Origin of the sequence: Salinigranum marinum (genome assembly GCF_024228675.1) — an archaeon.
Classification (GTDB): Archaea; Halobacteriota; Halobacteria; order Halobacteriales; family Haloferacaceae; genus Salinigranum; species Salinigranum marinum.
In genome coordinates this window covers 2268687-2289313 of sequence record NZ_CP100461.1, presented here as the reverse complement: position 1 = coordinate 2289313, position 20627 = coordinate 2268687, and the positions used below count along the sequence as shown (strand labels likewise).

General features: G+C 64.0%; 24 protein-coding genes. 18 read left to right on the top strand and 6 right to left on the bottom strand.

The features are described from left to right. Positions 1 to 3 precede the first annotated feature (3 nt). Positions 4 to 1001, bottom strand: a protein-coding gene (locus tag NKJ07_RS11350) for an IS630 family transposase (RefSeq protein WP_318566936.1) whose coding sequence is annotated in 2 segments (ribosomal slippage) — positions 4 to 512 and positions 512 to 1001 — 999 coding nt in all. Because the reading frame shifts where the segments join, the coding sequence is not laid out codon by codon here. Between the two features lie 651 nt (positions 1002 to 1652). Here NKJ07_RS11350 and NKJ07_RS11345 point away from each other — a divergent pair. The 9 genes from NKJ07_RS11345 to NKJ07_RS11305 all read left to right on the top strand — a co-directional run bounded on the left by NKJ07_RS11345 (position 1653) and on the right by NKJ07_RS11305 (position 9730). After that, on the top strand, positions 1653 to 2321 hold the full coding sequence (locus tag NKJ07_RS11345; protein WP_318566935.1) for a helix-turn-helix domain-containing protein: 669 nt from the start codon (positions 1653 to 1655) through the stop codon (positions 2319 to 2321). 138 nt (positions 2322 to 2459) lie between these two features. Continuing rightward, positions 2460 to 3839 carry an ABC transporter substrate-binding protein gene (locus NKJ07_RS11340; protein WP_318566934.1) on the top strand — a complete coding sequence of 460 codons (1380 nt, stop codon included), beginning with the start codon at positions 2460 to 2462 and terminating at the stop codon, positions 3837 to 3839. An 18-nt stretch (positions 3840 to 3857) separates the two neighbouring features. Next, positions 3858 to 4769, top strand: a complete 912-nt coding sequence (locus NKJ07_RS11335; protein WP_318566933.1) for a carbohydrate ABC transporter permease — start codon at positions 3858 to 3860, stop codon at positions 4767 to 4769. Next, complete coding sequence (locus tag NKJ07_RS11330; RefSeq protein ID WP_425504763.1) at positions 4766 to 5641, top strand: carbohydrate ABC transporter permease; 876 nt, start codon at positions 4766 to 4768, stop codon at positions 5639 to 5641. Before NKJ07_RS11335 ends, NKJ07_RS11330 begins: the two co-directional genes overlap by 4 nt. Beyond that, positions 5641 to 6771, top strand: a complete 1131-nt coding sequence (locus NKJ07_RS11325) for an ABC transporter ATP-binding protein (RefSeq protein ID WP_318566931.1) — start codon at positions 5641 to 5643, stop codon at positions 6769 to 6771. The genes NKJ07_RS11330 and NKJ07_RS11325 overlap by 1 nt, the downstream gene beginning before the upstream one ends. Positions 6772 to 6884: 113 nt before the next feature. Further along, positions 6885 to 8108, top strand: coding sequence for a CaiB/BaiF CoA transferase family protein (locus NKJ07_RS11320; protein ID WP_425504642.1), 1224 nt, complete (start codon positions 6885 to 6887; stop codon positions 8106 to 8108). Positions 8109 to 8241: 133 nt separating this feature from the next. Beyond that, the gene (locus NKJ07_RS11315) at positions 8242 to 8664 is read left to right on the top strand and encodes a DUF2391 family protein (RefSeq protein WP_318566930.1); all 423 of its coding nucleotides are present in this window, start codon (positions 8242 to 8244) and stop codon (positions 8662 to 8664) included. 215 nt (positions 8665 to 8879) lie between these two features. Then, entirely contained in the window at positions 8880 to 9443 is a 564-nt protein-coding gene (locus NKJ07_RS11310) for a hypothetical protein (protein WP_318566929.1), read from the top strand. Then, positions 9440 to 9730 (top strand): hypothetical protein, encoded by a 291-nt coding sequence (locus NKJ07_RS11305; protein WP_318566928.1) that lies wholly within the window; start codon positions 9440 to 9442, stop codon positions 9728 to 9730. Before NKJ07_RS11310 ends, NKJ07_RS11305 begins: the two co-directional genes overlap by 4 nt. A gap of 124 nt (positions 9731 to 9854) precedes the next feature. Here the strand turns inward: NKJ07_RS11305 and NKJ07_RS11300 are convergent, their stop codons facing one another. After that, the gene (locus tag NKJ07_RS11300; RefSeq protein ID WP_318566927.1) at positions 9855 to 11351 is read right to left on the bottom strand and encodes a TrkH family potassium uptake protein; all 1497 of its coding nucleotides are present in this window, start codon (positions 11349 to 11351) and stop codon (positions 9855 to 9857) included. 186 nt (positions 11352 to 11537) lie between these two features. On the opposite strand from NKJ07_RS11300, the gene NKJ07_RS11295 reads away from it, so the two are divergent. From NKJ07_RS11295 to NKJ07_RS11285, 3 genes are read left to right on the top strand one after another with little or no spacing between them, the layout of a single operon-like run. Then, positions 11538 to 12536, top strand: a complete 999-nt coding sequence (locus NKJ07_RS11295; protein ID WP_318566926.1) for a phosphate/phosphite/phosphonate ABC transporter substrate-binding protein — start codon at positions 11538 to 11540, stop codon at positions 12534 to 12536. Positions 12537 to 12583: 47 nt separating this feature from the next. Beyond that, positions 12584 to 13393: a phosphonate ABC transporter ATP-binding protein gene (gene phnC, locus NKJ07_RS11290; protein ID WP_318566925.1), complete on the top strand. Its 810-nt coding sequence runs from the start codon at positions 12584 to 12586 to the stop codon at positions 13391 to 13393. Further along, positions 13390 to 14394 carry an ABC transporter permease family protein gene (locus tag NKJ07_RS11285; protein WP_318566924.1) on the top strand — a complete coding sequence of 335 codons (1005 nt, stop codon included), beginning with the start codon at positions 13390 to 13392 and terminating at the stop codon, positions 14392 to 14394. Before phnC ends, NKJ07_RS11285 begins: the two co-directional genes overlap by 4 nt. Before the next feature lie 21 nt (positions 14395 to 14415). Here the strand turns inward: NKJ07_RS11285 and NKJ07_RS11280 are convergent, their stop codons facing one another. After that, complete coding sequence (locus NKJ07_RS11280; RefSeq protein WP_318566923.1) at positions 14416 to 14565, bottom strand: hypothetical protein; 150 nt, start codon at positions 14563 to 14565, stop codon at positions 14416 to 14418. 38 nt (positions 14566 to 14603) lie between these two features. Here NKJ07_RS11280 and NKJ07_RS11275 point away from each other — a divergent pair, with 38 nt between their 5' ends. Then, the gene (locus NKJ07_RS11275; protein ID WP_318566922.1) at positions 14604 to 15431 is read left to right on the top strand and encodes a hypothetical protein; all 828 of its coding nucleotides are present in this window, start codon (positions 14604 to 14606) and stop codon (positions 15429 to 15431) included. On the opposite strand, the gene NKJ07_RS11270 is transcribed toward NKJ07_RS11275, so the two are convergent. Both NKJ07_RS11270 and NKJ07_RS11265 read right to left on the bottom strand, forming a co-directional pair. Then, positions 15383 to 15565, bottom strand: a complete 183-nt coding sequence (locus tag NKJ07_RS11270) for a hypothetical protein (protein ID WP_318566921.1) — start codon at positions 15563 to 15565, stop codon at positions 15383 to 15385. The genes NKJ07_RS11275 and NKJ07_RS11270 overlap by 49 nt on opposite strands. Beyond that, positions 15562 to 15792 carry a winged helix-turn-helix domain-containing protein gene (locus NKJ07_RS11265; protein WP_318566920.1) on the bottom strand — a complete coding sequence of 77 codons (231 nt, stop codon included), beginning with the start codon at positions 15790 to 15792 and terminating at the stop codon, positions 15562 to 15564. Before NKJ07_RS11265 ends, NKJ07_RS11270 begins: the two co-directional genes overlap by 4 nt. A 181-nt stretch (positions 15793 to 15973) precedes the next feature. Between NKJ07_RS11265 and NKJ07_RS11260 the strand changes: the two genes are divergently transcribed. Genes NKJ07_RS11260 through NKJ07_RS11240 form a run of 5 tightly spaced genes read left to right on the top strand, consistent with a single transcriptional unit; the run spans position 15974 to position 19284 of the window. Further along, on the top strand, positions 15974 to 16132 hold the full coding sequence (locus NKJ07_RS11260) for a hypothetical protein (protein WP_318566919.1): 159 nt from the start codon (positions 15974 to 15976) through the stop codon (positions 16130 to 16132). Further along, positions 16129 to 16719 (top strand): hypothetical protein, encoded by a 591-nt coding sequence (locus tag NKJ07_RS11255; protein ID WP_318566918.1) that lies wholly within the window; start codon positions 16129 to 16131, stop codon positions 16717 to 16719. The genes NKJ07_RS11260 and NKJ07_RS11255 overlap by 4 nt, the downstream gene beginning before the upstream one ends. Next, complete coding sequence (locus tag NKJ07_RS11250) at positions 16712 to 17575, top strand: hypothetical protein (protein ID WP_318566917.1); 864 nt, start codon at positions 16712 to 16714, stop codon at positions 17573 to 17575. The genes NKJ07_RS11255 and NKJ07_RS11250 overlap by 8 nt, the downstream gene beginning before the upstream one ends. After that, positions 17576 to 18355 (top strand): DUF8168 family protein, encoded by a 780-nt coding sequence (locus NKJ07_RS11245; RefSeq protein WP_318566916.1) that lies wholly within the window; start codon positions 17576 to 17578, stop codon positions 18353 to 18355. Next, positions 18352 to 19284, top strand: a complete 933-nt coding sequence (locus NKJ07_RS11240) for a hypothetical protein (protein ID WP_318566915.1) — start codon at positions 18352 to 18354, stop codon at positions 19282 to 19284. Before NKJ07_RS11245 ends, NKJ07_RS11240 begins: the two co-directional genes overlap by 4 nt. Before the next feature lie 81 nt (positions 19285 to 19365). Here the strand turns inward: NKJ07_RS11240 and NKJ07_RS11235 are convergent, their stop codons facing one another. Further along, positions 19366 to 20592 carry a PQQ-dependent sugar dehydrogenase gene (locus NKJ07_RS11235; protein ID WP_318566914.1) on the bottom strand — a complete coding sequence of 409 codons (1227 nt, stop codon included), beginning with the start codon at positions 20590 to 20592 and terminating at the stop codon, positions 19366 to 19368. Positions 20593 to 20627: the final 35 nt, after the last annotated feature.

Sequence of the window (20627 nt, the reverse complement as noted above, 5' to 3'; positions counted from 1 at the left end):
CAATCAAAAATAGTTGCTCATGTTTGGAACAGAGACACGGTCGAGTGCTTTGTCGATCGCAGCGGTGAGTTCGTCGAGAGAATCGAAGAATCGGTTACCGAGAGCGTCTTTCAGTTGTCTCCAGCACTCTTCAACTGGATTGAGTTCGGGAGAATACGCCGGCAATCTCACGAGGGCGAGGTCGTCACGGGCCGTCAGGTCCGTGACGGCCGACGCCCGGAAGTATGGCGCACCATCGAGGATAACGATTAGATCTTCTTGGAATTCTTCGCACAGCGCAAGGATGAAATGCTTCGCGTGTTCGGCGGTGACGTACTCTTCGAATCGGGAGAAGAAGCGATCACCGTCCTCGGTGATCGCGCCAAGCACGCACGTCCAGTCACGTTGTCCAGAGAGTTCGACCGACGGCCGCGTGCCGCGCCGAAACCACGCGGCACGCGGCTCAACTTGCACGGATTTCTTGGTTTGGTCGATACAAACTACCGTGACGTCCATCTCTCGTCGCTTTTTTTGAGTTCTTCGTGGAATTCGTCTCGGTCTTCAGGCTCAGCTTCGGCGGCTGTACGACGAGGTTTTTGATAAGTCAATCCCGTCTCTTTCATCAACCGCCGACAACTGGGGATTGAATAGTTGACGTCGAACGCTTCCTGGAGAAACTCGCGAAGAAGCGCCAGCGTCCACGCCGGCGCGTCGATTCCTGCTTCAGTAGGTGGCTGATTGAGTGTTTGTTCCAACTGCTTCTGTTGTTCTTCGGTGAGCTTACGCGGTCTCCCTGACCGATGATCGTCCTGAACAGCCTGCTCAAGCGGCTCTGTTTCGAGCCGCTTGAGCCAGCTGTAAATTGTTCGTCTCCCCACACCGTACCACTCGGCAAGCTCGGTTTGTGTGACTCCGTTCTTGTACGCTATCGCTGCTGTCAGTCGCTGTGACGGCTTATTTCCCTCAACATTGTTGAGTGCGCGTTGAAGTTTCTCAACAGAAATCTCGTCGAGATGGTCCATGAGTAATAACAAATGCACGGGCAGAAAGTTCTAACGCCTACTATAGGAGTGGGGAATAAGAGTCGATGGAATCGGTACCGAGTCGACTCCGACTCTCCCTCACCCCCTTCGGGACGGTAAATTCGCGAATACGACAGGATTAGCAAGAAGCCGCACTGCGACTGGTTTGAAGACCGATTACGAACTACCTCGAAACATGACCCGGGGAACACTGCGGGACACCTACGTCGCTGCGCTCCAGCACGATCTAGTAGACCTGCCCGATCAAGCAGCCTTGGTCGGAGTTGTCAGATCGCCAATGCCCTGGTTTGCCCCAGCTGTCGACGAGAACCACCCCGCACTGAGCCCACCACAAACCTTCCTTGAGCAGATCAAACGACGGGCCGAGGAACTTGAGGCGGATGGGCTCGGCGATGCAGAAGCACACAACACGACGTGGGACGATGTCGACTTCGAACAGCGGTATCGTGAGCACTTGAACAGGGACGACGATGCACAAACGGACTTCAAGGCCCTCCGCACCCGGTTGCTGGATGGTGAGGCCGCACTGAATACCGAGCGCGAGTCGGTTACCCCGCTCTCGCTGAAAGGCGTTTCATCCCCGGTGAGTTCTGGAAACACTCATCTGCGTTCGGCGTCCAGCGTATGCCAATGCTCCGTGCGAAACTCTACCTCGATATGGAGACGGACTGTATCCTCAGTCAGGTCACTTCTCGCTGGGATACGGCGTTCACAGTCAACTACGAGGAGGTGATCGACGACGAGCACATCAAGTTCGTCATCGATGCCGGGGACAACGTCGACGAGTTCGTGCGGTTGTTCGAGGCATCGGAGCAGGTCCGCACCGTCGACCGGGTCGGTGAGACCCACGTGAAACTCACGAAGCGCTCGTGTGGCGCGCTGCCGATCATCCGGAACAACCACGGGATGATGCAGTGGTGGGACCGCGTGAACGGGACAGAGCGCATCTTCGATATCGTCGTCTATCGTCGGGACGACCTTCGGAACATCGTCCGAGAGCTTCGAGAGTTCGGATCGGTCGAAGTCATGCAGTTGCTGCCGTACAAATCGTCAGAGACGCTGCTGTCAGACCGACAGACCGAGGTCGTCACGCTCGCGCTCACAGAGGGATACTACGAGTGGCCCCGAGCGGCAGATGCCGAAACGCTCGCCGCAGAGCTTGACATCGCGCACTCGACGTTCCTCGAACACTTACGGAAGGCGGAGGCCCAGCTCTTAGCCAGCGCACTCGAGGGTGAACAGCGAAGTGGCACGAACGGTGACGGGGGGTTGCGTACTTCCTCCTCTCTCGAGAGTTAGCTTTCCGGCTCACCACGACGTCGAGTCACACACCTGCCGACACGGCAACTGGCAACGTTCGTGGAGCAGCCGACCCTACTTGACTGTCCTACATATGTAGGGCAAAGACGTTCATGATTAAGTGTAAAAGTAGGGGTCATGTCTCGGAGACACCGGTCTCGGCGTGCGTTCCTCACAGCAGCGGGCACCACAGCGACAGTCGGCCTCGCAGGCTGTCTTGGCAACGGTAGCGGCGACGGTGGCGGTGGAGAGACCAGCGGCGGTGGGAGCAGCGACGGCGGGAGCGATGGAGGGAGCGGCGGAGGCGGCGGGGGCGACACCTCGAGTACCATCACCTACCTCTCGGACCGCGGGGACTCGAAGGACGTCATCGACCAAATCATCTCGGAGTTCGAAGACGAGTACGACTACACAGTCGACGTCACGTACACCGCAAAAGGGACATCGACCGACGAGCAGTTACAGAAGATGCGGGCCGCGAACAACCCGCCGGACATCGTCTTCGACACCGCTTCGGACGCGTACCGCTACCAGCGTGACGGCAACGCCGCACCGGTCACGGACGCCGTCCAGGGAACCGGCCTTCCGGATCCCGTGAACGTCGGCGGCGAATCGTACTTCGTCCCGACGATGGTCGAACCCCTGATGGGGTGGTACCGGAACGACATCTACGAGGAGAACCCGACGACCTGGGAGAACTGGCTTTCTGAGGCCCAGCGCGCGAGCGAGGAGGAGGACATCAATGGGTACGTCGTCCAATCCGGGAACACGAACAACGCCGATACCTCGGTCACGCAGACGCTTTGGCAGAACGACGTCGACATCTACAGCGGTCCAGAAGGCGATATCGAGGTCACTATCGACCAGGGCGAGAACCGGACTCGCGCGGTCGAGACGTTCGAGTGGCTCGCGTCGATGGCCGAGTACGCACCGAACGGCTCGGGCTGGGAGTGGGGCGATGCGATCTCCGCCCTCCAGCAGGAGAACGCCGCCGCCGCAATGAGCGTCGGTGGGCTCCCGATTCTCACCATCATGGGGAACCGTCCTGACCTCGCTGAGAGGCTGTCTCCGACCGCGTTCCCCGTCCCCGACGGCAAAGAACAGGACAAATGGTGGGCGTACATGGAGGGCCACGTCGTCTGGGCCGACGGCGAGGCGACTGACGGCGCTCGCGAGTTCGTCAAATTCTTCAACGAGTCGGACAGGTTCATGGACTTCCTGCTCTCCGCACCGCTGTTCCAGTTCCCGCCGACGCGCGAGGGACTCGACAGTGAGGCGTACACCACCAACGAAACGGTTCAGAACAACTCCGAGGTCATGGACCTGGTTCGCGACAACTGGGATGCGTTCACGACCGTCCTCGCGACCGGTGACGACAACGCTCCGAACATCGTCGCGGCGGACGCCTACGGACAGCAGAAGTTCGGCGAAGCCGCCGATCAACTACTCGTCGGTGGGCTCTCGCCAAGTGAGACTGTGGACTGGCTCGCGGAGGAGCTCCGGGCACTGCAGGGCTAACTCAGGTATCTCTCCGCAATGAGTACCTCGACGTCTCTTCCGACACGGCTCGCAGACATCGACGAGCGTCGCCTGCTGCTGTTAGCGACGTTCGTCCCCCTCGTAACGTTCTTCTTCGTCGTGTGGGCGGTCCCGATACTCTACGCGCTCGGGATGAGCCTGTTCACCGACCCGACCGGCGCGAGCGTTTTCGTCGGACTGGAGAACTACGCCGAGATCTTGACCGCACCGGACTTCCTGACGTTCCTCTGGAACAGCGTCGTCTACGCCGTCTCGACAACGGTGTTCAGTCTCCTGCTCGGACTCGCGCTCGCGTTGGTCGTCAATCAGCAGATCAAGGGTGGGAACGTCCTTCGGACGATGATGATTTTCCCGTACCTCCTGCCGACGCTCGTCGTCATCTTCATCTGGCAGTTCCTCTTCGACCCGAACCTCGGCGTCATCAACCAGTGGCTGCTTGACTTCGGCGTCATCGACGAACCCATCGCGTTCTTCTCGACACTCCGGTGGGCGATGCCGGCCGTCGCGATCACGAGCGTCTGGAAGTTCGGTTCGTTCGCGTTCTTCATCCTGCTCGCACGCCTCCAGGCGATCGACCCGAACCTCTACGAGCGCGCCCGCGTCGAGGGTGCGTCGTCGTGGCAAGCGTTCCGTGATATCACGATTCCGCACCTCCGCGGGGCCATCCTCATCATCCTCCTCGTCCGCGGGATCTGGATGTTCAACAAGTTCGACATCATCTACCTCGCCACCAGAGGCGGTCCACTCGACGCGACGACTACGCTCCCGATTCGCGTGTACGAACTCGCGTTCAACGAGGTGAACTTCGGGGGCGCAACCGCACTGGCAGGGATCATGTTCTTCCTGCTCGCGATGGTCGCTGTCGTCTACTTCAAACTCTTCACTCCCGAGGAGGAGGTGGCGGCCTGATGGCCCTCGGCGAAGGCGCGGCAGGGTCGTACGTGCCCCAACGTGTCCAGGCGCGGGTCAAACGTGTCTCGCTCGTCGTGGTCGCGGTACTGGTCGCCATCTTCGTGACGATCCCCGTGTACGTGATGGTGGCTGTTGCGGTCCAAGCACCCCAGACCGTATTCGCCGGCGGTGACGTGAATCTCCTCGTCGACTCGCTCACGTTCAGGAACTTCGCGGTCCTGTTCGAAGAAACCGCGACCGTCCAGTACTTCACGAACAGTCTCATCGTCACGGTCTCTTCGACCATCCTCTCGACGTCGCTTGCGGTGGCGGCCGGCTACGGCCTCACACGCTTCGACTTCAGCGGGAAGACGATGGCGGCGCGTGCGGTGTTGTTCTCGTACATGTTCAGCCCGATCGTACTCGCGATTCCGCTGTACGTCATCTTCTTCACGCTGGGCATGCTGAACAGTTACTTCGCGCTTACGCTGGCACTGACGGGCATCTCCGCACCGTTCACGATCTGGTTGATGTGGCAGTACTTCCAGACCGTACCGATCTCGCTCGAGGAGTCGGCGTGGGTTCGCGGTGCGAGTCGCACCCGGACGCTCTGGGACGTCGTGCTCCCGGTCGCGCGACCAGGGTACGTTTCCGCAGCGATCTTCTCGTTCGCCGTTGCGTGGAACGACTACACGATGGCGCGCGTCGTGATGAGCCAAGACGAGATGTACACGATTACGGTCGGAGCGAGCCTGTTCCTCGACCGGGTCAGCATCGGCTGGGGGGAGACCATGGCGGTGTCGCTTCTTATCTGCATCCCGCCGTTCCTCATCGCACTGTTCCTTCAGAACTACTTGCTGCAGGGCTTCAACGTTGGAGGGCTCGAATAATGGCACGACCGATCCACTTCGATACGGTACGCAAAGAGTACAACACGGCCGGCACGGTCCACGTCGCCGTCGACGACCTCACACTGTCGATCCCGGAGGGCTCGTTCACGACGCTCGTCGGGCCGTCCGGCTGCGGAAAGACGACCACGCTCCGCATGATTGCGGGGCTGGAGACGCCGTCGAGCGGCCGCATCGCGTTCGGTGACGAGGACGTCACCGATCAGTCGCCACAGGAGCGTCACTGCGCGATGGTGTTCCAGTCGATCGCGCTCTACCCACACATGACCGTCCGCGAGAACATCGGATACGGTCTCAAGATCCAAGGGGTTCCGAAAGCCGAACGCGACGATCTCATCGACGAGGCGGCGGCCACACTCCAGATCACCGAGCAACTCGAGAAGATGCCGGCGGAGCTCTCGGGTGGCCAACAGCAGCGCGTGGCGCTCGGATCGGCCTTCGTCCAAGACCCCGACGTGCTCCTGCTGGACGAACCGATGAGTGACCTGGACGCGAAGCTCAAAGCCGAGCTTCGCGTCGAGGTCCAGCGCCTTCACCAAGAGCTCGACGCAACGGTCGTCTACGTCACACACGACCAGACCGAGGCGATGACGATGAGTGACCAGGTGATCCTCCTGAACGAGGGGCGGCTAGAGCAGTTCGCACCACCAGGCGAGCTGTTCGACCGGCCAGTCTCTGCGTACGTCGCGGAGTTTATCGGCACACCGTCGACGAACCTCCTGGCGGCGACCGTCGAAGCGTCCACAGACGAGTACGTCCTCAGCGCACCGGCGTTCGATGTCGTCGTGCCGGCCGAACAGTTCGCGAATCGTGTCGGCGAGCGCGTCACGGTCGGCATCCGCCCCCAGTATCTCTCGGCGGACGGTGGCACGTACGACCTCGACATCACCGCCGAAGTCATCGAACAGCTCGGCACCGAGTTCGTCGTCCACGGCTACACGAACGACGGCACGGCCGTCGACGCCGTGTCCGCCAGCTTCGGAGACGTCACCAACGGTGACGAACTCAACCTGTCGTTCGAGGCGAGCGACCTGTTTGTCTTCGACGCCGACGGGCAGACCATCTGTCACGGTCCGGACCTCGTCCGAGAGAACCTCTCACAGCCGAGCTGACCACCCATTTTTCCATCATCCACCTCATGACACACGATTCACCGACACAGGGAGCGCGAACGAGCCCCGAAGCGCGAGGCAGAGAAGACGGACCCGAGACCGTGACGTCGGTTATGACCGACGGTGGGCGCGTCGCGCCGTCGCTGCTTCCGGGCGGCGAGGGGCGGCCACTCTCGGACGTGACGGTGCTCGAACTCGGGCACATCATCGCGGGCCCGTTCTGCTCGATGATCCTCGCCGATCTCGGCGCGGAAGTCATCAAGGTCGAGTCACCGGGCGGAGGCGACGCCATCCGCGACTCCAGCCCGATCGGAAACAGCTCGTTCAACTACGTCAATCGGAACAAACTCAGTGTCACGCTCGACCTGAAGTCAGACGACGGCCAAGCCATCTTCGAGGAACTCGTCGCGAACGCAGACGTGTTGGTCGAAAACTTCGCGGCCGGGACGACCGACCGCCTCGGCGTCGGCTACGACGACCTCAAGACCGCCAACGAGGAACTCGTGTACTGCTCGATCAAGGGGTTCAACCAGGGCCCGTACGAGCGCTTCCCCGCGCTCGACCCGGTCGCCGAGGCGCTCTCGGGGGTCATGAGCGTGACCGGCCATCCCGGTCAGCCGCCGGTCCGGTCGGGAACGAGCCTCTCGGACATGGCGGCGTCGTTGTACGCCGCCGTGACAGTCCTCGGTGCCATGCGTCAGCGCCAGGAGACGGGGACCGGTCAGCACCTCACTGTCCCGCTGTTCGAGAGCACGGTCGCACTCATGGGTTACTGGCTCGCGTACACGCAGGCGTACGACGACGTCCCCGATCCGATGGGCGCGAGCCACCCCGGGTGGGCCCCGTACGACGTGTTTCAGTCTGCCGACGACGAGTGGGTGTTCATCGGCCCCTCGTCCGACCGGCAGTGGCGGCAGTTCTGTGACGTCCTCGACCTCGACATCGGTGACGACGAACGGTTTGCCGAACTCGAGAGCCGCCTGAAGAACCGCACGGAACTCCACGGCATCGTGGAGGCGACCTGCAAGCAGTACACGAGCGACGAGATCGTCGAGCGACTCCAGGACGGGGGCGTTCCGGTCGCCCCGGTGAACGATATGGGTGACGTCCGAGACGACCCACATCTCGAGGTGACGGAGGCACTCGCTGAGATCAAAGCGACCGAAGGTGAGGGTGCCCGGATCCGGACGCCACGGTTCCCCGCGCGCTCGACGGGCTTCGACCGGGTCGAGTCGACGGACCCGCCATCGCTTGGCGAGGACACCACTCCCGTCCTCGAGGCACTCGGCTACGACGAGGGAGAGATCGATAGACTCCGAGAGGCGGGCGTGCTGTGAAGCTTCTCGACTCACCTCGCGTGAGGTAGCACAGCGTCCGAGTGTCGAGCACAGGTCGACGACCGCTTATACACTACTGCGGCCGCACACAGCGTCCCGAACAGGTATGGGTCTGAACCCACAGTACGGACGTATGCAAGAACGTCAGAAGCACAAACTCGCCGACACGGCCCAGCAGATCGTCGGCGGGTTCCTGCTCGCTGGTCCGTTCGTCGTGACCCAGGAGGTGTGGATGCTGGCGCGGAACATGACGGTCTACCACAGCCTGTTTCTCGTCTGCGCGATCATGGCCATCGGCTACGGCGGGCTGTACGGTGCGGACAACGACCGCGACCCCAGTCGCGAAGCGGTCTTCGCCGGCGTACCGGTCCGGTTCATCTCGGTGATGATCGTCGCGTTCGGGTCGGTCGCGACGCTGGCGTACGCCATCACCGCGCCGGACCTGTTCCTCAGCGATCTCCAGCAGACCGATCGCCTGTACGTCACGTTCCGGGCGATGAGCGTCGCCGCGGTGTTCAGCGTCGTCGGCGCGGTGACGACGGACAGTCTCTTCTAGGGCTCGCACTCGTCTCATCAATCTCGTTTCTGAGATTCAAACAGGGCGCACCTACCTTCCCGGTAGTCCTTCGATCTCTATCTAATAGCTTTAAAGCGGCCAACTGTAGTTCTCGAAGTGTGGCTGTGAACTGCTCGTTCTGTACGGCCTCAAGAAATATCTATTCTGATACTCAACTGGTAAGCTATTTACAAGCAACTCGGGACCTCTCCGTGATGGGACTCAAACGCAGAGCAGTCCTCGCAACGATGGGGATCGGGGGAACCGCTGGCTGTGCGAAACTGGCAGCGAAGGGGGCGGTCAAGGCGGGCGACGACGTCGCCGCGCGCGCCACGACGGCGGAGCCGACGAACGGGGGGATCGCCGACGGGTTCGACGCTCTCGAATCGCCCGAGCCGATCGAGCACTTCGCGACCAGTTTCGACCTCGAGGTCCGCCTCGGCGTCGGGGAGCATCTCCCGCTCGAACTGTTCTACGCGGAGTACGCCGACTCGTCCGTCCGCGAGGTCGGCTTCGAGTACGCGATCTCGGTCGGGACGAGCGGCGTCGTGGACGTCGTCTTGTTCTCGCGCGACGAGTTCGCCCGCTACGAGCGGGGAGCTGAAGCCGAATACTACGTCGAGCCCTCGAACCTGGGTCTCGCCGACATCGAAACGGACGAACTCACGCTCTCGCCCCGGGATTATATTCTCCTGATCGAACACTCGCCGCCCGACTTCGTCGAATCCGCCGACCCGGTCGCGGTCGGCATCGAGACCACGGGGTGGCTCTACCGATGAGAGCGAACTGGTGGCACCTCGTGGTGGCGCTGCCGGTGTGGATCCTGGCCGCCGGCGTGTTGCTCCTCGTCGGGGTCGACCTGGCGATCGTGACGATCTTCTTCGCGCTCGCGTACCCGGTCGGGCTCTACCTGGACGTGCGGTACGTCCGCGCTCACTGTGAGACGTGGCAGCCGAACCGGGTCGTCTACGGCGTCCTCGGCGTGTTGGTGCTCGCGTCGATGGGTGTGCTGTCGTTCGTCGTCTCGCCGTACTACCTGTACAAGCGGAAGCGACACCGGGTCTGAACGCTACGCTGCTCGGACCTGCTTCTCGTTCGCGACGTTCCCACGCCACGCGACTCGTCCGCGCTCCTCGCGTCGATCCGGTCTCGACTGCGTCTGCCGTCGACGCCCGACGGTCGAGACCGGCTCACGAGCGCCAGTACGAGGGCGTCAGCAGGACCAATACGGGGATGATCTCGATGCGGCCGAGCCACATGAGGAACGTCATGAGGAGCTTCGTCGACCACGGGAACGGGTTGTAGCTCGCGAACGGGCCGGCGATCCCGAACCCCGGGCCGACGTTGAAGAACGTGGACGCGGCGGCTCCCATCGCCTCGAACTCGGTGACCGGCACCCGCGCGCGTGAGGCGTCGACGACGACGAGGATCGTCGCGACGATGAAGAACACGAGACTGACGAGCGTGTACGCGTAGATGTCCCGGATCGTCTCCTCGGTGACGACGCCCCCGCTGAGCCGGACCGGCCGGACCGCGTTCGGGTTCGCCGTCGTGAACAGGTCGCGGCGGAACGCCTTCAGCACGACCAGCCAGCGCAGCGTCTTGATCGAACACGTGGTGCTGCCCGCCATACCGCCGACGAACATGCAGACGAACAGCAGGTGTTTCGCCCCCGACGACCAGAGGTTGAAATCGGTGCTCGCGTAGCCGGTGGTGGTCACGATCGAGACGACCTGAAACAGCGCGTGCCGCGCGATCGCCTCGGGGTTCGTGTGGGGGCCGCCGTCGGCGAACAACACGCCCGCGATCCCGAGGGAGAACAGGCCGAGGATCGCGAGGTAAAAGCGGAACTCGTCGCTGTTCCGCAGTCGGCCGAAGTTCCCCTGGAGCACGAAGTAGATGAGCACGAAGCTCGTCGCCCCGGTGGCCATGAACGGGATGACCGCCCACTGCACCGCGGGCGAGAACGCGGCGATGCTCTCGGCTCGTGGCGAGAAGCCGCTCGTCGAGATGGTGGTAAACGCGTGGGTGACCGCGTCGAACAGCGTCATCTCGGGGGCGAGACCGGCGAGGTGGAGCCCGTACAGGACGGCGATCTGGAGCCCGGTCAGCCCGAGGTAGATCTTCCAGAGGAGGGCCGCGGTCTCGGAGATCCGCGGGGTGAGCTTGTTGAGGTCGCGGGTCTGGGTTTCGGTCTCCATGAGCTGTGCACCGCCGATCGAGAGCTGTGAGAGGACCGCCGTCGCCAGGACCAAGATCCCGAGCCCGCCGAGCCACTGGAGCACTGCCCGCCACATGAACACCGCCCGCGAGTGGCGTCCGAAGTCCACGATGACCGTCGCGCCCGTCGTCGTGATCCCGCTCATGCTCTCGAACAGCGCGTTCACCGGTTGGGCGAGCGTCCCCTCGCCGGCGAGGACGAACGGCACGGCACCGACGACCGCGACGCTCAGCCAGCTCAGTGCGACCATCAAGAACGCCTCCCGTGCGCCCAGATCACGCTCTTCGGTCAGTCGCTCGAGACCGAGGCCGACGATGACGGTCCCGGCCATCGGGACGAGGAAGGGCCCCACCGCGCTTCCGTCGAACAGCGCGATCAAGAGGGGAAACACCAGCGGCACCCAGAGCCACTTGAGGACCGTCCCGACCAACCGACAACTGACCCGCCAGTCGACTCGCACCCTCATACACTCCGTCCGACGTTCGAAGAGGCGAAAAGGGCGGGGGTCGCGACCGGCGGGAACCGGGCCCGCTGCCGACCTGTCGACCGGCGACACCGTCGTGTCGGCAGTCTGTACTGATATCGATATATACGCATATTTATATTATATGAAAGTTATTAAGTCATCGACCGCATAGAACGGAACGACGTTATGTCCAACCGACGTGAATTTCTCGAACTCCTCGGGGTGGCCGGTGCGGCCGGTCTCGCGGGCTGCACGGGCGGGAGTGGTGGCGAGAGCACCGATGCGCCGACCAGTACGCCCGGTGGGGCGTCGACGGAAGCCGCGACAGCGACGGAGACGTCGACGCCAGTCCCGTTCAACGACGGCCGGCTGACGTTCTACATGTCGCCGAGCGAACCGCAACAGTTGATGGAGTCGCAGTACGAGCCGGTCAAGAGCCGGTTCGAAGAGCAGCTGGGCGTCACCGCACAGCTCCAGTACGCGGCGGGCTACAGCGCCGCCCTCCAGAGCCTCGCGAGCGGCACCGGCGACGTCGGCGAGACCGGGCCGTTCGCGGCCGCGCTCGGCGTCGCCAACGACCGCTGTGAGATCGTCCTCCAGCGGTACGGCTACGGCTCGTGGACGTACGCCTCGGTCATCGTGACCCAGGAGGACTCCGACATCGAGTCGCTCTCGGACCTGGCGGGGGAGCGCGTCGCCTTCGCCGACCGGCTGTCGGCGTCGGGTGCGCTCTACCCGCTGTACATGATGAAACAGGCAGGGCTCGCCATCGGTGATCTCCCGACGGACACCGGCGACGCCGACTTCACGCCGCAGTTCTCCAGCCACGCGGAGGCGTTCGCGGCGCTCGAACGCGGGCAGGTCGCCGCCGCGGGCGTCGGGCAGTTCATCACGCTCGACGACAACCGCGAGCTGAAAGACGGCTTCCGGTACGTCGAAACCGAAGACGGGATCCCGCGCGCGCCGGTGATCGTCAGCCCGGAGCTGAGCGACGAGGAACAGCAAGCCGTCACGAACGCCATGCTGGAGGCGTCCGAGTCGATGTACCTCGGTGCCGACGGCGAGGCGGACACCGACGACGACCTCTGGTTCAGTGACGTCCGCGAGGCGACGAACGAGACGTACCAGCCCGTCGTCGAGGTGGCGAACGAACTCGAGATCACGACCGAGCTGCTGGACGGCTGACACCGGACCGCCGACCTATTTACTGCTGGTCGAGAAACTCACGACAGATGCCACGCGTCTCGCTGCAGAACGTGACGAAAGTGTACGGCGAGGACACCGTCGCCCTCGACGAGGTCTCCTTCGAGATCGATCCCGGCGAGTTCGTCGTCGTGCTCGGGCCCTCCGGCGCGGGCAAGTCGACGCTGTTGCGCATTCTCAACGGCCTGACCAGCCCGACCTCCGGAAGCGTCGAGATCGGCGGCGAACCCGTGTCGACCGCCGGAAGCGAGGTCGGCATGGTGTTTCAGATGCACTACCTCATCGAGTCGCTGTCGGCGTACCGCAACGCGCTGACCGGCGCGCTCGGCCGCACCGGCGACCTCCGGAGCGTGCTCACTCTCTACGCCCGCGCGGACAAACGCGAGGCGCTGCGCGCGCTGGAGACGGTCGGTCTCCTGCAGGAGGCCGAACAGCGCGCCGGCTCGATGTCCGGCGGGCAGAAACAGCGCGTCGGGATCGCCCGCGCGCTCGTCCAGAACCCCGAACTCCTCTTGGCGGACGAGCCCGTCTCCAGCCTCGACCCGAAGGCCGCCCGCGACGTGATGGGCTACATGAAACAGGCGGCCCGCGAGCGTGACCTCACCACCCTGGCGAGCCTCCACCAGGTGAACATCGCCCGCGAGTTCGGCGACCGTTTCATCGGGATCCGCGACGGCGAAGTCATCTTCGACGGCTCCCGCGAGGAGCTCTCGATGGAGGTGGTCGACGAACTCTACTACGGCGAGGGCGAGGGGACGTTCGCCGACGAGGACGGCCGCGGCGGTTCGACCGAGTCCGGCCAGGAGGACGAAGCAACCGCGGGAGGTGTCGGGACGTGAGCACCGACAGCGTCGACGCGATCCTCGCACGCATCGAGCGGCGAATCCTCGTCCGTCGGATACTCGTGTTCGTCGGCCTCGCCGTCGCCGCGCTGGCGGCGTACTTCGGCACCGGCTTCCTGGGGGCGCGGCCCGTCCCCGACATCGTCCGGTTCGCGCAGTTCGACTTCTTCGTCGCCGAGTTCGTCAAGTACCTCTCGCCGGACTTCGTCGACTTCACCCGCCTCACCCAAGAGGAGGGGATCGGCGGCTGGCGGGCGATCTGGGTCTCGGTGACGAACCCGTCGTCGATCGTCGAGACCGCGCTGTCGCTCCGGAGCAGCCTGCTCGTCTCGAGCATCGTGATCACGCTGTCGATCGGCATCGTGGGGACCATCATCGGCTTCCCGTTTGCCCTCTTTTTCGGCGTGCTCGGCTCCGAACGCGTCACGCCGTTTCCCTTCAACTTCCTCTTCCGCGGCGTGATGTCCGCGATCCGTGCGATCCCCGCACTCGTGTGGGTGTTCATCTTCGCGGCGCTGGTCCCGCTGTCGCCGCTGACGGCCATGCTCGCGGTCGCGACCGACACCATCGGGAACCTCGGGCGGCTCTTCACCGACGAACTCGAAGAGATCCAGGAGGGGCCGATCGAGGCGATCCGCTCGACGGGGGCCTCGGGCGGGCAGGTGATCAACTTCGGGATGCTCTCGCAGGTCTCCAGTTCGTTCGTCGCGTGGACCCTGTACATCCTCGAGATCAACACCCGGATCGCCGTCTCCCTCGGCGTCGTCGGCGCGGGCGGCCTCGGCCAGTACATCCAGACCAACCTCAACCTCTTCAACTCCTTCCGCGCCGGGGCGGGCCTGCTCACCCTGCTGTTTCTGGTGCTGTCGATCGAACTCCTCTCCTCGCGGCTGCGCGCGCGGCTCCGCCCCGAAGAGGAGGAGGGTCGCGGCTTCGTCGAGATGCTCCGCGACCTCGCCGACCCCGACCGCTGGCTGGGTCGCGTCGAGCGGTCGTAAAGTCGGACGGCGGCTCTTTTTTCACTCCGACGCCACGAACGCCACGGCGTGCTGGCCGTCGTAGTAGCCGTGTTCCGCGATGATGTCGTGAAGCTCCTGATTCGCCGCGAGGAATATGTCTCGAATGTCCTCGACCACCTCGTAGAACCCCCGGAACTCCAGTTCCTCCACCTCGTCTTCATCGAGGTCTCGAGCTCACCGAAACCTAATTGCCGCGCCTCCGCGCCGGGCTCTTCGGCCTCATCGCCGGCCGCCTCGTCGCTGGAGTCCGCTTCGTCTTCCTCGTCGTCTTCGTCCCACCCCTCCAAGGCGACCTTCCGCAGGTGGTAGCCGAGCGTCCACCGGGACGGGATGTCGTCCTCGTCGAACCAGTGCTTGTACTTGAGGCCGTCCGCGGCCATCGTGAGGTGGACGTAGTCCCGCGCAGCGCTGGCGAGCACCCGCAGGAGTACGTCTCTGGAGTGCGTGACGCTCTTGTCTCGGTTGAACCGGATATACGGGTAGGTCTTTTTGCGCAGGTCGCGGAGGATCAGCGTCAACGGGTACTCGCCCTCGCCATCGGAGATCGTCTCCGGGTAGATCGGCTCGCGGAGGTCCTCCACTTCGACGCCGTCCTCGTGGAGTTGGCGGACGGCGGCCTCGGCCGCGTCGTTCAACACCTCGGCGGCGTCGTACCCCGACACGTCGTCGTCCATGTAGTCCTCTTCCTCGATGCGCCTGAGCGTGGAAGCGCTCACCGACTCGACGCGAAGCTTCTCACGAAGTGCCGCTTGCCCCTGAATTCGGTCCCCGATGCGTGTCTGGGAAGACTCGTGCAGTTGATTGTAGAGGTGCCCGCGCATCATGTCCAGGCTGTCTGTGTAGCCATTCCACTGGTCCAAGACGTTCTTCGAGGGGTAATACGGGTGAAGACGGAAGTTCCCGACGGCCTCAGGGAGGTCGTCTCCGTTGCGCAGATTGCGGACCGCTGTCCCTCGATCCCGAGGTTCTACCAGTCGTTCAGCGTCATCACCGTCTCGGGCTCCGGCGAGTTGTAGACCGAAGAATCGGATGTCCGCGCCAGGTTCGTCGCACACTCGAGTTGGTCAGCGGCCTCTTCGTCCTGGTCGTCGTCGGGAACGTTGGTCACCCCTTCGCCGTCATCGTCGAAGAGCGACCCGTCGTCCGTCATTCCTCAGCAGACCAGACCAGAGAATTTCCGACTTTCTTCTTCGAAACCCGACCTTCATCCAGAAGACGTCGAAGCCGATAGTCCGCGCTCTGGCGTGCGATTCCAAGTTCGTCGGCGACCTCTTTTGTGCCCGCGGGCTCATGTTTTTGCACCGCATCGAGCACCTCCTCATCGGTGTGTTCGGGCTCGAACCGCCCGCCTTCGTTCCTTTCGCGGTCTTCGTCCATTACTTTCTAAGTTGCAGATATCCCCCTTCAACCTTCTGCTCAGGGGCAGGAGGCACAACAATTAATGCGGTATGCTGTGTAGCAGAAGGTGCGAAGGAAGCTCAGCCCCTCGGGCCAGGACCGTCGTAGGAAACGCCGAGTGCTTGGAACACTCGGGGCGGGCTTCTGAGGCCAAAAACCCATGAAGACATCCGTCCTGGCCGAATTTGAACCCTCTGGCACGACGATCGAACCGACCACTGAAGACAACTGCGACGAGTGCGCGAAGTTCGACGACGGGTTCCCGTGCGCGGACTGCTACATCTCCGGCCGCAAGGATTTCTTAGGTGACTACCGATGAGCGGCGAGGATGTCGATCCCGAGAAGGCTGAATCCCTCGCTCGTGACCACCTCGTGGAAGCTCTCCGGCACCCCGGCGAGTCCACCCGGAGTGACGTCGCCCGACTCGCCGAACTGACCGCGTCCATCCAGATCGTCTTGAAGCGCGGCGAGACGCCCGAGAAGCGCGACACCGAGCAAGCCCGGTTCTACACGGAGCAGGTCGAAGAGCGGCTTGAGGAAGTGATGGCGCTGTTCGGCTGGAACCCGTGGGACACGGGCGCGACATGGGGAGAACTCACCGACGAACAGCAGGCCGAGATCGAGGAACGCGATCGCCAGCGACTCGGTGACGACACAGACGAGTCGGACGCCGAGGACGACACCGAAGAGGAGGACGTACTGGAAGACGACGACCTCGTGTCGCTCCGCTCGAACCTCGAAGAAGGCCTCTCGCAGGTCGAACACAAGGGTGCCGACCACCGGCGACGGTCGCCAGCCCAGCTGGAGATCGTCGGCAGGCCGCGCGGGGAAAACGTGTGCGCCGGGGTTCGAATCGCCGAGCGGGCACTCTGGGTAGCGACTTACCGCGACACCAAACATGATTGAAGACATCGACCGCGACGTGTTCGTGCGGATTCAGACCGACCTACTGGTGGTCGGGGATAGCATCATGACCGACAGACACCACGCCTCGAACGGCAACTACGAGGACGACGACCCGCAGAACCAGATCGGCGGCATCATCCCCGCCTTCCCCCTCTCCGGGTGGCTTCGCCACGGCATGGAGGAAGTCGTCCACGAGTACGACGGCACCGCCTGTCATCCCGGGGAAGCCAACGCGAACTTCATGAAGGAGGACGTCTACGAGCGCGACCTCGACGACGGCTACCACGAGAAGGGCGCGTGCACCGACGACCCGAAAGAAGACGACGGTTGCGTGGTCTTCGACCTCTTCGGCGGCTTCGGTGGCGTCCCCGGGAAGGTGATGCGGCGGCCGATCAAGTTCAATCCCGTCCGCTCCAGCGTGGACTACACGCGTGGGCAGGCTGAGGGTCACTACCGTCGGCTGAACCGGAACGTCGTTTCCCGGAACGAGGAAGACAACCGGGAGCCGCTTCGGAACACCGAGGTTGACGCCGTCGCCAATCTGGACGGTTGCTGGCACCTCTCCTTCCGAGAGGTAAAACCGGAGTTCGTCGGCCTTCTGGCCGAGGGCATCGACTTCCTCGATGCTCACAAGACGGACTTCATGCACCAGCTCGGTGGCGCTCGCAACTTCGGCGCGGGGATCGTCGATTGCCACCTCATCAACCCGCTCTACAACGAGCGCGAGTTGAAGCGCGTCTTCGACCGCGGAAAGGGCAACACGAACAAGATGGACGAAAAGGACGACCAGTGGACCGAGGAGTACCGCCCGGCGTTCGTGGAGGCGCTGGGAGACCGTATCGCGGAGGGACCGTAGATGGCCGAGAACGCCAGCCTCAGCGACCTCCAGGGCGACGGCGGCCAGGACGTGATGGTCGCCGCGTACCGCCACGATGCTCACAAGATGAACGGCCAGCCGCACGACTACGCCCCGGAGACGTTCGCCGGGGTTCCCGTGAATCAGACGGTTCCCCACGGCGCGGACGGCGATGCGTCGGCGCTCAGCCGGCCCAACGGCCAGCCTGAGCAGACGATGGAGAACCACGAGACACTCTACAGGCTGTCGCTCATCGAGGGGGAGAGTCGGTATGACCCGGAGGAGTTCACGCGCAACGGCGTGGAGAGCGCCGTGAGGTCGCTCCTGACCGAAGACGACTCGGCGGCCATGCATCGGGCGTGGCTGGAGAGCGAGGTCGTTTCGGCGTTCAACGAGAGCGTCTACTACCCGTACACGAGCCTGAAGTACCACACGTTGCTGGTCGCGGCCCTACTCGACAACTACCGCGACGGCCACGAGTTCGCCGATCTCCTCCTGGTCGTGGACCGTGCCGGGGAGATCGTGCCCCACCGCACCGTGTACGCAGGCGATGACTTCGCACTCCGAATCGACGAGAGCGCAGGCGGACGGCCGTCGTCCCGTCTCGGGAGTCGGCCGTGGCGGTCGTGGGCTTCGATGTGGAACCGGCTGAGCGCGCACCCGCTCGACGCCGCTCACGACAAGTACGACATGGTGCTCGACGCGAACCTCCGCCGAATCGGCGCTTGGTCCACCGCGCTCCAGTACATCGAGGACTTCCGGGAGGCGTTCGACCGATGACGCGCATCCAGCAAGTCCATTGGGAGCTGGAGATGGATTACATCGGTCACCCATACTACGTTTCGGGGAACGCCATCATGCACGCGCTTGGTCAGCAGCTCCCGCACGACGTCCACCGCCACCTGAACGCGAGTCACGGCGTCTTCGTGCCCGGCCAGTTCGGGACGTTCCCCGAGGAGCACTCGCAGAGCGGCATCCGGCCGTACCTCGGGAGCGGCCTCCCGGACGTGGAGTCCTACGACGACCTGTTCCTGATGCGGCAGGCGTCGCACTCGTGGCTCCTCGATTCCCGGCCGCGAGACGCGCTGAACACCCACGATATCCGCGTCCAGGGCGGCCACCCGGCGCTGTCCCACGAGACCATCATGGGGAAGCCCGACGACGCGCGGAAGCAACAGCAGACGACGAAGTGGTACATCAACGCGTACCTCCACGCCGACCGCGACGACGTCCTCCCGCTCGACGAGAGCGCCCTGGACGGCCTCCAGTTCGGCGGAAAGCGCAACTACGGCTACGGTATCACGCGGCTGAAAGACACGCAAGTCGTAGACCTGGGGGCGTTGGACTACTCGCGTCTCGATGACGGTGAGGCGTTCATCCTCGAACTCGTGACGCCGTTCGTGCTGGAGTCGGAGTACCCGAACGCCCACGACCAGGACGTCCCGTGGTGGTGGAAAGAGGACCGCCGCGATCTCCGCGAACGCGAGGAGAAGGTACTGGAACAGCGGGAGGTGTACAAGCTCCAGACGGTGGACCACGGACAGGTGGTCGCCTACGAGGGCGACCGCCCGGTGGAAACCGCGAAGAGCGGTATCCTCCGGGTCGGCAGTCACTCGAAGTACGGCTTCGGAGAGCTACGAGTGAAGCCCGTCGAACCCCGCTCGAATCAGTGTCAGAACTCAGAGGAAAAGACGAAGGTCACCGGGTGAGATAACTCATGTGTGACGGGAGAATCGGCATGAAAAAACCACGCCGTAGACTGAATAAAGAAATCGTATTTGCAACAACTGTTACGGCGGCGTGAGTCGTACGACCGGCGCGTCGCCCGCGTCGACAGCCACGTAGAGGTGTCCCGTGTCGGGCTCCTCCGCGACGGTTCGGACGCGCCAGCCGCGCTCTGTGAGCAGCCGTTCGGCCAGCGTCGTCTCCGTCCCGTCGACGGTGAACCGGGCGAGCGCCTGCGACGCGAGGCCGCCGACGAACAGATTCCCCTGCCAGTCGGGGAACGCGTCGCCGGTGTAGAACGTCATCCCGCCGGGCGGGAACCCGCCGCTCCCGCAGGGCCACGAGTAGACCGGCGCGACGACGTCCTCACGGTCGCTGTGTGAGACGCCGATGGGTTCGCCCCCGCCGTACGTACACCCCTCGTCCGCGACCGGCCAGCCGTAGTTCCCCCCGCGGGTGACGACGTTGAGTTCGTCGCCGTCCTGTTCGCCGTACTCGCTCTGCCAGAGCGCTCCCGTCTCGGGGTGGACGGTCATCCCCTGGGCGTTCCGGTGGCCGTAGCTGTAGATGGTGTCCCGCGCCCCCTCGTCGCCGACGAAGGGGTTGTCCTCGGGAACCGACCCGTCGGTCTCGAACCGGAGCGTCGCGCCGTGTTCGGTCGTCAGGTCCTGTGCGGTGTGGTCCGGCCCGAAGTCCTTGAACTGCCGGTCCCCGACGGTCACGTACAGCCGCTCGTCGGCGTCGAACGCGAGCCGCGAGCCGTAGTGCCCGGCCGACTCGACGAACGGTTCGGCGGCGTGGAGCGTCTCGAACCCGTCGAGACTGGCGGCCTCGGGGTCGAGCCGTCCTCGCCCCACGTGTGTCGTCGACGCCCCGTCGGGCCGCGCGGCCGCGTACGTCAGATATAGCCACCGCGTCTCGGGGAACCGCGGATGAAGGCCCACGTCCAGCAGGCCGCCCTGCCCGCGCGCGTCCACCTCGGGCGTCCCCTCGACCCGTTCGACCGTTCCCCCGGCCGGGTCGACGAGGTTCAGCCGTCCCGCTCGCTCCGTGACGAGCAGTCGCCCGTCGTCGGGAACGAACGCGAGACTCCACGGGTTCTCGAAGCCCGACGCCACCGTCTCGACGGCGACCCGGTCACCGGAGCCCCCGGCCGACCCGCCGTCGCCGGTCGGGTTCTGGGCGGTGCCGGTCGGTTCCTCACCTCCCCCGGACGATCCACGGCTCGTGCAGCCGGCGACGACACCGCTCGCCGCCAGCCCCGCCATCGAGAGATACTGCCGCCTGTTCATGTCGTGTCTCCATCGTGGGGACGGACAGGTATCAA